The following is a 12873-nucleotide window of genomic DNA, read 5'->3' on the forward strand; positions in this document are numbered from 1 at the left end:
CGCGGGCGCAAGCGTTCCGCGATCCTGTTCGTCCTTGCGAGCCGCCGCAGGCGGCGTGGCAATCCAGGGACGCCGATTTCCGTCATTTGCGCAGGAGTGTGGGCCCGCGACGGCCCGCCCTGGATTGCTGCGTCGCTGCGCTCCTCGCAATGACGAAGGGGAGGCCTCCGGCCGAGCCGGGACCATCTTTCCCACTTTCGTCGCCCCGGACTTGATCCGGGGCCCCGCTGCCTTCGTGCCGAGAGGCTCGACACCGGCAGGCGCGCCTCCGTGGACAAACCCATCCCTTCGTCCTTGCGAGCCGCCGCAGGCGGCGCGGCAATCCATGACCGAAGCTTGCCGCCGGGCGCCAGGGCAGTCGCTTAGCCGCTACGTCGCGCCCTGGATTGCCGCGTCGCTACGCTCCTCGCAACGACCAAAGCGGGACCCCGGGTCGAGCCCGGGGCGACGAGAGGTTGGGTTGCAGCTTCGATTTCGGCGGCTCCCGGTCCCGATGGTCACGCGGATTCGACTGTCCGCTTGCCACGGTCCTGCGACAGAAGCTGCCTAGCAGCAAACGACCCAATAGCGGACCTTCATCGCAACCTTGCCACAGCTCCACCAATCGGAGACACCTTGTATTTAGTCTGACAATAACCCTTAAAGCTCCAATCTCGGAGTATTTGTAAGGTCTTCTAAGAGGGTCGGCCACTCGTCAATGTATGACCGCTTTTTTGTATCTTTGGAGCACTCTTTTCGCCACTCGGCAGAATAGTGAAAGTCTCGTCGCCAGCTATCGGTGTTTTCAATGACGTTGATATCGTATGTTTGAAAAAGTAGACCGATTGGAACTTCGGGGTCGATGATAACTACGAGACCTTTATCGTCAGATGTATGGAATAGGATTTCCCCCCAATGGGTGCCATAGCCAGGCTCATAAGCTGTCCGGCTGGAAATACCGCCGGTTTCGATATTTATCGAACTCCATGGCTTAGGGCCCGCGCGATCGACCAAATCGCACACATCAAATTCCATTTCCCCTCCAAATCCCAGAACTCTTGGAAAGCTAGAAAGACTAATTCCAAGTGACTTCTCAATCTCTTGAAATATGAAGCCAAGCTTGCGCCTCTCATTTGTCATAAGATTATGCCTGCCGTAATAAGGGTTTTACCAAAGCGCCAGCATCGCAATATCAAGAGCGGGCGTACAATTGAATAGCACATTACGTCCGCTTTCCACCCAATCCCAGCCATAGCACGTCGCCAGCTCCCGCGCCGAAAGCGGACAGCCCCGAACACCCATCACCCGAACCGCCCTTCCGGAACCCATTGCGCTCCGGGCGATTGAAGCCAGCAATCGGGCTGCGGGCGGGGCCGGTTTTGCCGCGAGCATGGGGGCGGCCGGGGCTTGCGCGAACGGCGGGTCCGCCCCTGCGTCCGGCTTGCCAAGATAGTCGAATGATCTCAGAAGGGTGTGGATGAACGACACAACGACAGGCCGCGAGCACGCGGCCCCCACACAGACCGGGATCGCGGGTCTCGACCACATCCTGCGCGGCGGCTTTCCGGCGTATCGGCTCTATCTGGTCGAGGGCACGCCCGGCACCGGCAAGACCACGCTGGCGCTCAATTTCCTGCTCGAGGGGCGCAAGCGGGGGGAGACCGGGCTGTATATCACTCTGTCGGAAACCGCCGACGAGCTGCATTCGGTGGCGCTCTCGCACGGCTGGTCGCTCAATGAAATCGACCTGTTCGAACTGGTCGCCGAGAACGAGTTCAGCATCGAGAACGAGCAGAGCCTGCTCCATCCCAGCGAGGTCGAGCTGGGCGAGACCGTTGCGGGCATCATCGAGCAGGTGGAAAAGACCAATCCCACCCGCGTGGTGCTCGACAGCCTGTCCGAACTGCGGCTGCTGTCGCAAAGCGCGCTGCGCTACCGCCGCCAAATCCTCGCGCTCAAGCATTTCTTCGCCAAGCGCGATTGCACCGTGCTGATGCTCGACGACCGCACCGCCGAGCCCGGCGATCTGCAATTGCACAGCATCGCGCATGGCGTGGTCTCGCTCGAACAGAGCGCGAGCGATTTCGGCTCCGAACGGCGGCGGATGCGCGTGGTCAAGATGCGCGGGCTCAAATACCGCGGCGGCTTCCACGATTTCACCATCGAGCGCGGGGGGCTGGTGGTCTATCCGCGGCTGGTCGCCTCCGAGCACCACCGCCCATTCGACCCGACCCCCGTCACCACCGGGCTCGCGGGCCTCGACCGGCTGCTCGGCGAAGGTCTGGTTCCGGGCACCAGCACGCTGCTCACCGGCCCGGCTGGGGTGGGCAAGACCACCACGGCGGTCAGATGCCTGGTGGCGGCGCTCGAGCGCGGCGAGCGCGTAGCCTATTATCTGTTCGACGAGCGGCTCGCGACGCTGCTCCAGCGCTCCGCCGCGCTGGGAATGGACCTGCGGCCCTATCTCGACAACGGCCAGCTCAACCTGCGCCAGATCGATCCGGGCGAGCTTTCGCCGGGCGAATTCGCGGGCGCGGTCCAGTCGGCGGTCGAGACCGACGGCGCGCGGATGATCGTGATCGACAGTCTCAACGCCTATATGCATGGCATGCCGAGCGACAATTTCCTCGTGCTGCAGATGCACGAGCTGCTCAGCTATCTGAGCCAGCAGGGCATCATCTCGCTGATGATCCTGGGCCAGCACGGGGTGATGGGCGATCTGCGCGCCGATGTCGACGTCAGCTATCTGGCGGATGCGGTGGTGCTGATGCGTTTCTTCGAGGTCGAGGGCACGGTGCGCAAATCCGTGGCCGTGATCAAGACCCGCACTTCGGATCACGAGCGGATCATCCGCGAATTCGATGTCGGCGCTGCGGGGATCACCATCGGCGAACCGCTGACCGGCTTTGCCGGGCTCCTTAGCGGCCATCCCAATTACGTGCCCGGCAAAGACAGATTGCTGAAAGACGCCTGAGAATGCCGGGCACAAAATACGGAACCACCGTGGCGGTGCTCGCACCGCGCGGCCGCGACGCCCAGGTGGCGGCGGAACTGCTTGCCCAGAGCGGGATCGATCCGCTGGTGGTCGCCGATCCCGCAGGCCTGCGCGCGCTGATCGAGGAGCATATCGGGGTGGTCCTGATCGCCGAGGAGGCGATCGGCGAGGATCTGGCGCTCATCCGCTCGGCGCTCGAGGCGCAGCCCGCCTGGTCCGATATCCCCTTCATCGTCCTGACTGCGGGGAGGGCGCGCCAGCGCAATGCTGCCGAGGACGAGCGGATCGACGCGCTGGGCAATGCGGTGCTGCTCGCGCGGCCGATGCACCGCGACGATATCGTCCGCGCGGTCCGCTCGGCACTCAAGGCGCGCCAGCGCCAGTTCGAGGCGCGGGCCCGGATGGAAGAGCTGCGCGAAAACCAGCAGAAGCTGCGCAAGAGCGAGCGCAAGTTCCACGCCATCGCCAATTCGATCGACCAGATGATCTGGTCCACCCGGCCCGACGGCTATCACGACTATTACAACGACCGCTGGTACGAATACACCGGTGTGCCGCGCGGTTCGACCGATGGCGAGCGCTGGGAGGGGCTGTTCCATCCCGAGGATCAGCCGCGCGCCTGGGAGCGCTGGCGGCAATCGCTCGAGACCGGGGTGCCCTACGAGATCGAATACCGGCTGCGCCACCGCTCGGGCGAATACCGCTGGGTGCTGGGCAAGGCGCAGCCGGTGCGCGACGAGGACGGCCACATCACCCGCTGGTATGGCAGCTGCACCGAGATCGACGACCAGGTCCGCATCCGCGAGGCGCTGGCGGCGTCGCAGGATCGGCTCGAGGCGGCGGTGCGCGAACGCACGCAGGAACTGGCGGATCTCTATCTCAAGACCCCGGTCGCGCTGCTTTCGACCGATGGCGAGGGCCGCATCGTCACCGTGAGCGAACGCTGGCTGTCCTTCATGCAGTATGGCAGCGCCGAGGACGTGCTGGGCCGCCTGGTGACCGAGTTCATGGCGCCCGAATGCCTCGGCGAACACCAGGGCGCCTATGCCGAGCGGATGGCCGAGGCCGATGTGGCCTACGACCTGCCCTACACCGTTATCAAGCGCAGCGGCGAGCGCGCCGAAGTGCTGGTCTCGGCGCGCTCGACCCGCAATGCGCGGGGCGAGGTCGACCGGGTGATGGCCTCGGTGGTCGATGTCACCGAGCGCAAGGCGGCGGAAGCCGCGCGCGACAAGGCCGAGCATGCGCTGCGCCAGAGCCAGAAGCTGGAAACCATCGGCCAGCTCACCGGCGGGGTGGCGCATGATTTCAACAATCTGCTGATGGCGGTGCGCTCGAGCCTCGAACTGCTGCGCAAGCGGTTGCCCGAGGGCGACGAGCGCGCACACAGCTATCTCGCCAATGCGCTCGCGGGCGCCGAACGCGGAGCCACGCTGACCCAGCGGATGCTCGCCTTCGCGCGCCGGCAGGAGCTCGATCCGCGCCCGGTCGATGTCGCGGCGCTGCTGCCCGGGATGCGCGACCTGCTCGAACGCTCGCTCGGGCCGGAGATGGATATCGTGCTCGACTTGGACACGAAGGTGCCGCAGGCGCTGGTCGACGAGAACCAGCTGGAAATGGCGGTGCTCAACCTCGCGGTCAACGCGCGCGACGCGATGGAGGGCAGCGGGCGGCTGACCATCCGGCTCGACTGCGTCCGGGCCGAGGAGGGTACGCCGCAGCTGCGCGAAGGCGATTACGTCCGCATCCGGGTCGAGGACACCGGCGCCGGGATGGATTCCGACACGCTGGCGCGGGCGATGGAGCCCTTCTTCACCACCAAGGGGGTCGGGCGCGGCACCGGGCTGGGGCTGTCGATGGTCCACGGGCTGACCAGCCAGCTGGGCGGCTCCTTCCAATTACAAAGTCGGGAGGGCGAGGGGACGACCGCGGAGATGTATCTGCCCGTGGCGGGGACGCAGGCTCCCGCTCCCGCAGGCGAAACCGCTCCCGAGGAAAGGGCCGAAGATGCACTTAAGCCCTTGAAAATCCTCGCCGTCGACGACGACGCGCTGGTGCTGTTCGGCACCGTCGCGCTGCTCGAGGACCTGGGCCACGAGGTCGTCGAGGCCGGCTCGGGCGCCCACGCACTCGACATGCTCGCTATGCGCGATGATATCGATCTTGTCATCACCGACCAGGCCATGCCCAATATGACCGGAGTGGCGCTGGCACGCGAGATCCACCGCGACCGTCCCGAGCTGCCCGTGGTGCTCGCCAGCGGCTATGCCGAGATGCCCGAAGGCGCGAAGCAGGACATCGTCGCCCGGCTGGAGAAGCCTTTCAGCCACGAGGATCTGGACGCGGTCATCCGCTCGATCTTCGCCGGACGGGCGAGCGATTAGACGCGCACCCGGGACCAATTCGTGCTAGGCTTGCCGCGCACCCGTGCCCGGCGGCAATGTCTTGCGATCGCGCGGCGGGTACGGCTTGCGCCCCGCGATTCTCCGGGCCCCCGACGGTCTTGTGCCGCTGACGCAGCCTTTGTCGCTCTTTCTCCCCCATCCTATTTCGGACCCTCTTCGATAGGGGGAACACAGCATGACCCTCCAAATACCATCGACTACCGACGCCTCCGCCCCTGCGCGAGCCCCCGTCCACGACCCGCAGCGCCAGTGCGATTCGGAGCCGATCCACGCGCCCGGTTCGATCCAGCCGCACGGCGTCCTGCTGCTGTTCGACGCGGCCACGGGCGTGCTGTCGCATCGCGCGGGCGATTGCGAGCGCCTGCTCGGTCTTGCGCCAAGCGACAATCCGACGGCGCGCGACCTGCTGGGGATCTCGATCGACGATCTGATCGTTTCCTGCCTGCTCAATCTCAATGACGAGCCGGTCTATGTGGGACTCGCCCGGCCCGGCGACCGCAGGCCGTTGGCTATGATGGCACACCGCACCGGCCGCTTCGTCGCGGTCGAACTGCTCCAGGCCGAGCTCGAGGGCAGCGTCGCTTCGGCGCTGGACCTGGCGGGGGCGATCTTCACCCGGATCAACGCCTGCCAGAGCCTGCGCGATGCCTGCGCCGTCGCGGTCGACCAGGTGCGCGCCATCACCGGCTTCGACAGCGTGATGATCTATCGCTTTCAGGATGACGACAGCGGCTCGGTGATCGCCGAATCTCGCATCGCGCGAGCGGCGAAATATCTCGGGCACCGCTTCCCCGCCTCGGACGTGCCGCGTCAGGTGCGCGAGCTGCTCCGCCGAAATCTGATCCGCATGGTTCCCGATGTGGACTATGAGCCTGCGCCACTGGTGCCGACGTCCTGCGGCGCGCCGATCGACATGTCGCACTGCATTCTGCGCTCTGTCGCCCCGATCCATCTCGAATACATGAAGAACATGGGGCTGCGCGCCTCGATGTCGATCTCGCTGCTGGCCGAAGGCGAATTGTGGGGGCTGATCATATGCCACCATTATCAGCCGCGGCTGGTGCCAGTGGAGACGCAGTTGTTCTGCCGCCATATCGCAACCTCGCTGTCTGCCTTCGTGCTGGCGCATGAACGCGCCGAAAGCGCTCGGCTCGGAACGATCCAGGCCGCCGCCCTGGATTCCGTCCTCGAAGCCATGCGCAGGAGCGAGGATCCCGAGCGCCGCTTGAGAACTTCGTGCGAGGAACTGCAGCGGCTGATCGACAGCGGCGGTTTCGTCCTGCTGGCCGAAGGCGGATTGATTGCGGGAGCCGGTTGGTATCCGGAGGAGGATGGCCGACTGGCCGCTCTTTACGACTTCCTCCATGGCAAGCTGAAGGATCGCGAGAGCTACGCCACCGACCGCCTGAGCGAGGAATACCCTCAAGGCGCGGCCATGGTCCGCGAAGCGAGCGGAGTGCTGGCGATCAGGCTGCAGGCATCGCGTCCGCTGATCGCGCTATGGCTGCGTGCCGAACAGGTCGAGGAAATCGACTGGGCAGGCGATCCGCGCAAGGACGAGGGTCTTGAGGGATCGTCGCAGCAACCGTCGCCGCGTCTGTCCTTCGTCACCTGGCGAGAGACCGTGCGCGGGCGGTCCCGCCCCTGGGCACGGCGCCAGATCGACGCGGTCGAACTGTTCCGCACAAGGGTCGGCTACGCCATGCAGCGCGTCCGTCTCGAGCGTGCGAACGCCGAGCTAGCCGAAGCCAATGCACTGCTTGCCACGCAGGCCACCACCGATCCGCTGACCGGACTCGCTAACCGCCGGCTGTTCGACGACCGCCTGCGCGAGGAATGGTCGCGCGCCCAGCGCGATGGGAAACCGCTTGCACTGATCGCGATCGATATCGACCACTTCAAGGAATACAACGACCGCTTCGGTCATCCGGCCGGCGACGAATGCCTCAAGAGGGTGGCGGAAGCGATTGGCGGGACCTTCCGCGAGATCGATATTGCAGCACGAACGGGCGGCGAGGAATTCGCGCTGCTGTTGCCCGGCATCGACGCCGAGGGCGCTGCACTCGTCGCGGACCGTATCCGCGCCGCCATCGAGGGGCTCGGCGTCGAACATCCTCACCCCGATCAAACGGTGGTGACAATCAGCTTGGGCGTCGCGGCTGCCTCGTCCACGCTCACCGGTGACGCTTCGGCGTTGCTGGCCGCAGCCGACCGCGCCCTCTACCGCGCCAAGGAGAACGGCCGCAATGCCATCGCTTTGGACCGGGGCGACTAGCGCGCTGGCCGCGGCGGGGTCTGCAGGAAACCCAATTCGAGCCGGACACTTCTAGGCCCGCATGCGTTCGACCGGGTGGAGGAGCTTGCTGTGCCGATCACCATCAATTCCCAAACCTACGATTTGCCCGACGATCCGAGAGTAACCCTGCTCGATTTCCTGCGTCACGACTTGGCCCTGCCCGGGACCAAGAAGGGCTGCGACCATGGCCAGTGCGGCGCCTGCACCGTGCTGGTTGACGGGATGCGGATCAACAGCTGCCTGTCGCTCGCCGCGATGCATGACGGCGACCATGTCACCACCATAGAAGGTCTGGGCACCCCCGCTGCGCCTTCGAAGCTGCAGCAAGCCTTCGTCGAGTACGACGGGTACCAATGCGGCTATTGCACACCGGGCCAGATCTGCTCGGCCACCGCGATGCTGCAGGAGATCGCCAACGGCTGGCCGAGCGATGCGAGCGAGAGCCTCGAAGGTCCGATGCAGGCCAGCGGCGCCGAAATTCGCGAGCGGATGAGCGGAAATCTGTGCCGCTGCGGCGCCTATGCCAATATCGTCGCCGCGATCGAGGATGTAGCCGCGCAGGAGGATCCGGCATGAGGCCGTTCGATTTTCAGCGCGCCGACGGTCTCGACCACGCCGCCCAGCTCTGCGCCGACCGTGATAGCAAGCCGATCGCCGGCGGAACCAATCTGATCGATCTCATGAAGCTGCAGGTGGAAACGCCGCAGACGCTGGTCGATATCCATCGTCTGCCGATGGGGCAAATCGCCGATACCGACGAGGGCGGCCTGAGGATCGGCGCGCTGGCGAGCAACACCGCCACCGCAGTCCACGACCGTGTCCGCAGCGACTACCCGCTGCTCGCCCGCGCGATCCTGGCGGGCGCGAGCCAGCAATTGCGCAACAAGGCGACCACCGGCGGCAATCTGTGCCAGCGCACGCGCTGCTATTATTTCATGAACATCGACCAGCCCTGCAACAAGCGCGAGCCCGGCTCGGGCTGCGGTGCGCTCAAGGGGATCGCGCGGCTGCACGCGGTGCTGGGCACCAGCGATCAATGCATCGCCACCTACCCCGGCGATATGGCGGTGGCGATGAGTGCGCTCGGCGCCGCGGTCGAGATCGCCGATGCTAGCGGAAAGTCCCGCAGCGTGGCGGTGCGCGATTTCCACTGCCTGCCCGGCGACACCCCCTGGCGCGACAATGTGCTGGAGGAGGGCGAGATCATCACAGCTGTCATCCTTCCACCGCCGGTCGAGGCACGCCAGCTCTACCGCAAGGTGCGCGAGCGCTCATCCTACGCTTTCGCCATGGTCTCGGTCGCTGCCGTGGTGGCACTCGAGGATGGACGCTTCAGCCGCGCCGATCTCGCCTTTGGAGGGTTGGCGCACAAGCCGTGGCACGACCCGCGCTTGAGCGAGGTGCTGCTGAATAAGGAGCCGTCTGCGCAACTGTTCGACGAGGCAGCCGATGTGCTGCTCGACAGTGCGCAAGGCTATGGCGAAAACGATTTCAAAATTCCGCTGGCCCGGCGCACGCTGGCTGCGGTGCTGGCCGAAGCGACGGGGATGGAACTGTGAGCGCGCATCTGAAACAGGACGAACCCGACACCCGCAATTTGCTCGACGACATGGTGCAGGGGATCATCGGCAAGCCGCTGGCGCGCCCAGACGGGCTCGGCAAGGTTACCGGCACCGCACCCTATGCCGCCGAATACCCGATCGCGGATTGTCTCGAAGGCGTGCTGGTCACTGCTCCCTTCACCAAGGGTACGATCAAGGGGGTCCACAAGGATTCGGTGCTGTCGATGCCCGGCGTGGTTGCGGTGATCGACGACAAGCGGCTCACCGCACGAGCGGCGCAGGGGGGCGCGGGCGAAGCCCCGGCGCAGCCCGCGCGCGAGGTCGGCTATTTCGGGCAGCCGATCGCATTGGTGGTGGCGGAAAGCTTCGAACAGGCCAGGGATGCGGCCAAGCATCTGACCTTCGAATATCGCGCCGAAAATGTCGCCGATGTGCCGCTCGACCCTGAAAGGACGGATGCCGAGCCGCAGGACGGCGCCACGCGCCAGGGCGACCTCGCACAGGCGATGAGCCAAGCGGCGCACAGCGTCGATGTGACCTACACCACCGAAGGACACAGTTCCGCGGCAATGGAGCCGCATGCCGCCATCGCGCAATGGGACGGGCAGAAGCTGACTGTCCATGCCTCGCTGCAGATGCCCAACTACAACATTTCCGAACTGGCCGATGCGCTGGGCCTCGAGGAGGACCAGGTGCGACTGATCGCCCGCTATGTCGGGGGCGGCTTTGGATCCAAGCTCGGGATCAGCGAGGAAGCTGTTGCGGCGTCGATCGCGGCGATGGAGCTGGAGCGACCGGTGCGCGTGGTGTTGAGCCGTCAGCAGGTGTTCCAGACGATCATGCGCCGCTCGGAAACCAGCCAGCGCTTCCGGCTCGCTGCCGACGAGAACGGTCGCCTGACCGGCTTCGGGCACGAGGCGCGCGTCTCGCAGCTGCCGGGCGAGAGCTTCGCCGAGCCGGTGCTGCAGTCGAGCGAGTTCCTTTACGGAGGCGAGAACCGCCTGCTCCAGCTCGAAGTGGCGCGGATCCACCGGATGACCGCAGGCTCGGTCCGCGCGCCGGGCGAGGCCGTGGGCATGCCCGCGCTCGAATCGGCGATGGACATGCTGGCCGAAGAAGTCGGGATCGATCCGGTCGAATTGCGGCTGCGCAATATCCCCGAATGCCATCCCGTCAACGGCTTGCCCTATTCCTCGCGCAAGCTGGCCGAGTGCCTTGAACAGGGCGCCGAGGCCTTCGGCTGGGACCATGGCCCGCGCAAACCGCGTCAGCGGCGCGAGGGCGAATGGTGGATCGGCACCGGCATGGCGAGCGCGGCGCGGGTCCACAATATCGCCGAGGCGCGTGCGCGGGTGACGCTCAAGCCCGACGGCACCGCGCTGGTCGAAACCGACATGACCGATATCGGCACCGGCACCTATTCGATCGTCGGCCAGGTGACGGGCGAGATGCTCGGCCTGCCGATGGACCGGGTGCTGGTCGATTTGGGCGACACCGATTTCCCGCGCGGGCCGGGATCGGGCGGTAGCTGGGGCGCATCCTCGATCTGCTCGGCGGTGTTCGTCGCCTGCGAGGACCTGCGCGCGACTCTGGCGAAGAAGGCGGGAGTGTCGGCCGAGGAATTGAAGCTCAAGGACGGCGGCGTGATCGGCGGCGCTTCGCTGGTCGAACTGCTCGATGGCGAGGAACTCTCGGTCGAGGGGCATTACGAGCCCGGTGCTGTCGAGGACGATTTTACCGCGTCCGGCTATGGCGCGTTCTTTGCGCAAGTGCGCGTCAACCGCTTCACCGGCGAGACGCGGGTCGACCGCATGCTCGGCGCTTACGGCTTCGGCCGGGTGCTCAACGCCAAGACCGCGCGTTCGCAATGTCTGGGCGGCATCGTCTGGAGCATCGGTGCCGCGCTCACCGAAGCGCTGCTGTTCGATCCGGTCGATGGCCATATCGCCAATTGCGACCTTGCCGAATATCATGTTCCGGTGAACCGCGACGTTCCCGATCTCGAGGTCATCATGGTCGAGGAACGCGATCCGGCGGCCAGCCCGATACAGGCGAAGGGGGTCGGCGAGCTGGGGATGTGCGGCGGTGCCGCGGCGATCGGCAATGCGATCTACAACGCATGCGGCGCGCGGGTGCTCGGTTTCCCGATGACGCCCGACCGGGTGATCGCGGCGATGCCCGAGTGACGATGCTCCGGACCGATAGTCCCGCTGCTTTGGGTGAGGACCATGCCGCGCTGGCTGCTGCCTGCGAACCGGGCGCCGCGCTGTGCACCATCGTCGGGATAGAGGGCAGTTTCTCGCGCCGGATCGGTGCGCAATTGGCGGTGCTGCCCGATGGCAGCGTGGTCGGCGATCTCGCGGACGGTTGCCTGGAAAGCCAGCTCGCCGCGGATGTCAGGAATTGTAGCAAGCCGGTCGTGCGGCGCTACGGGCACGGCTCGGATCTGATCGACTTCCGCCTGCCCTGCGGCGGAGGGTTGGACATATTGCTCGACCCCGCGCCCGACAGGGGCGCCTGCCGCGCGGCTCTGGCGCGGCTGCAAGCGCGCCGACCGGCCGAGCTGGAGCTACCCGATAGCGAGCAATTGCGCCGCCGGCGATATATCCCCGCCTTGCGCCTGCGCGCCTATGGCGAGGGTCCCGAACTGGCAGCGCTGGCGCGGCTGGCGCGCGCTTACGGGATCGCGATCGAGGCGAACGACAAGCGCGAACTGACGCTGGGCAAGGCGCCCGAACTCGCCCCTTCGGACCGCTGGACCGCCGAGATCCTGCTGTTCCACGACCACGAGTGGGAGGCCGCGCTGATCGAGCACGCGCTGGCGGGCGACGCCTTCTACATCGGCGCTCAGGGCGGCGAGAATGCCCGCGCACAGCGCACCATGGCGCTACTTGCCCGCGGCGCGCGCGAGGAGGACATCGCCCGGCTGCGCAGCCCGATCGGCCTGCTCCCCGCCTGCCGGACACCGCAGGCCTTGGCGCTGTCGGTCCTGGCCGAGGTGGTCGGTTCCTATGAACGCTTGCGCTGATCCGCTCGACCCATCGATTGCGGTCGCGCTGCTGGCCGCGGGACGCGGCGAGCGCTTCACCGGCGACAAGCTGGCGGCAGAGCTCGGCCCGTGCCCACTCTGGCAATGGGCAGCCGAAGCGGCGATCCATGCGGGTTTCGTGACCCGCTTCGTCGTGGCGAGCGAACATTCGGCAAGCCTGTTCTCGGGAACCCCATGGCGCACCGCGGTAAATGCCCGCGCCGGCGAGGGGCTGGCGAGTTCGATCCGGTGCGCGGCGCAGGCGGCGAAGGATTGCTCGCGGCTGGTGATCCTGCTGGCCGACATGCCGTTCGTCGAAGCCGGTCATCTGCGCCGCCTCGCGCTGGGCGATGGCGCGCTGTTCACCCGCTATCCCGATGGCAGACACGGCAACCCGGCCGGGTTCCCCGCAGCCATGTTCTCGCGTCTCGGCGGCTTGCAAGGCGACCGCGGAGCGGGCGGGCATGGCTGGAGCGAAGATGCGGAAGCCCTGTCGCCGTTCTCGCCCGCCAGCCTGATCGATATCGACACGGTCGCAGACCTCGCGCTTGCCGAAGCCCGATTGCCGATCGACCCCTGACGGCCCACTGGCGCGGCGACAATTCCTC

General features: G+C 66.2%; 9 protein-coding genes. 8 read left to right on the forward strand and 1 reads right to left on the reverse strand.

What is annotated here, in order from left to right; all coding sequences use genetic code 11:
• Positions 1-639 precede the first annotated feature (639 nt).
• Positions 640-1119, reverse strand: coding sequence for a hypothetical protein (locus ACQ5J0_RS09575; RefSeq protein WP_462567251.1), 480 nt, complete (start codon positions 1117-1119; stop codon positions 640-642).
• Positions 1120-1456: 337 nt separating this feature from the next.
• Between ACQ5J0_RS09575 and ACQ5J0_RS09580 the strand changes: the two genes are divergently transcribed.
• From ACQ5J0_RS09580 to ACQ5J0_RS09615, 8 genes are all read left to right on the forward strand, one after another.
• Positions 1457-2953 (forward strand): ATPase domain-containing protein, encoded by a 1497-nt coding sequence (locus tag ACQ5J0_RS09580; RefSeq protein WP_462567252.1) that lies wholly within the window; start codon positions 1457-1459, stop codon positions 2951-2953.
• Positions 2954-2955: 2 nt separating this feature from the next.
• Positions 2956-5358 carry a PAS domain S-box protein gene (locus ACQ5J0_RS09585; protein WP_462567253.1) on the forward strand — a complete coding sequence of 801 codons (2403 nt, stop codon included), beginning with the start codon at positions 2956-2958 and terminating at the stop codon, positions 5356-5358.
• A 196-nt stretch (positions 5359-5554) separates the two neighbouring features.
• Entirely contained in the window at positions 5555-7654 is a 2100-nt protein-coding gene (locus ACQ5J0_RS09590) for a sensor domain-containing diguanylate cyclase (RefSeq protein ID WP_462567254.1), read from the forward strand.
• Positions 7655-7744: 90 nt separating this feature from the next.
• Complete coding sequence (locus ACQ5J0_RS09595) at positions 7745-8251, forward strand: 2Fe-2S iron-sulfur cluster-binding protein (RefSeq protein WP_462567255.1); 507 nt, start codon at positions 7745-7747, stop codon at positions 8249-8251.
• Positions 8248-9234 carry an FAD binding domain-containing protein gene (locus ACQ5J0_RS09600; protein WP_462567256.1) on the forward strand — a complete coding sequence of 329 codons (987 nt, stop codon included), beginning with the start codon at positions 8248-8250 and terminating at the stop codon, positions 9232-9234. The genes ACQ5J0_RS09595 and ACQ5J0_RS09600 overlap by 4 nt, the downstream gene beginning before the upstream one ends.
• Entirely contained in the window at positions 9231-11423 is a 2193-nt protein-coding gene (locus ACQ5J0_RS09605; protein WP_462567257.1) for a xanthine dehydrogenase family protein molybdopterin-binding subunit, read from the forward strand. Before ACQ5J0_RS09600 ends, ACQ5J0_RS09605 begins: the two co-directional genes overlap by 4 nt.
• A 2-nt stretch (positions 11424-11425) precedes the next feature.
• Entirely contained in the window at positions 11426-12265 is an 840-nt protein-coding gene (locus ACQ5J0_RS09610; protein ID WP_462567258.1) for an XdhC family protein, read from the forward strand.
• Entirely contained in the window at positions 12249-12845 is a 597-nt protein-coding gene (locus ACQ5J0_RS09615) for a nucleotidyltransferase family protein (RefSeq protein ID WP_462567259.1), read from the forward strand. The genes ACQ5J0_RS09610 and ACQ5J0_RS09615 overlap by 17 nt, the downstream gene beginning before the upstream one ends.
• The last annotated feature ends 28 nt before the right edge of the window (positions 12846-12873 follow it).

Source organism: Qipengyuania sp. SM2512 (assembly GCF_054954005.1).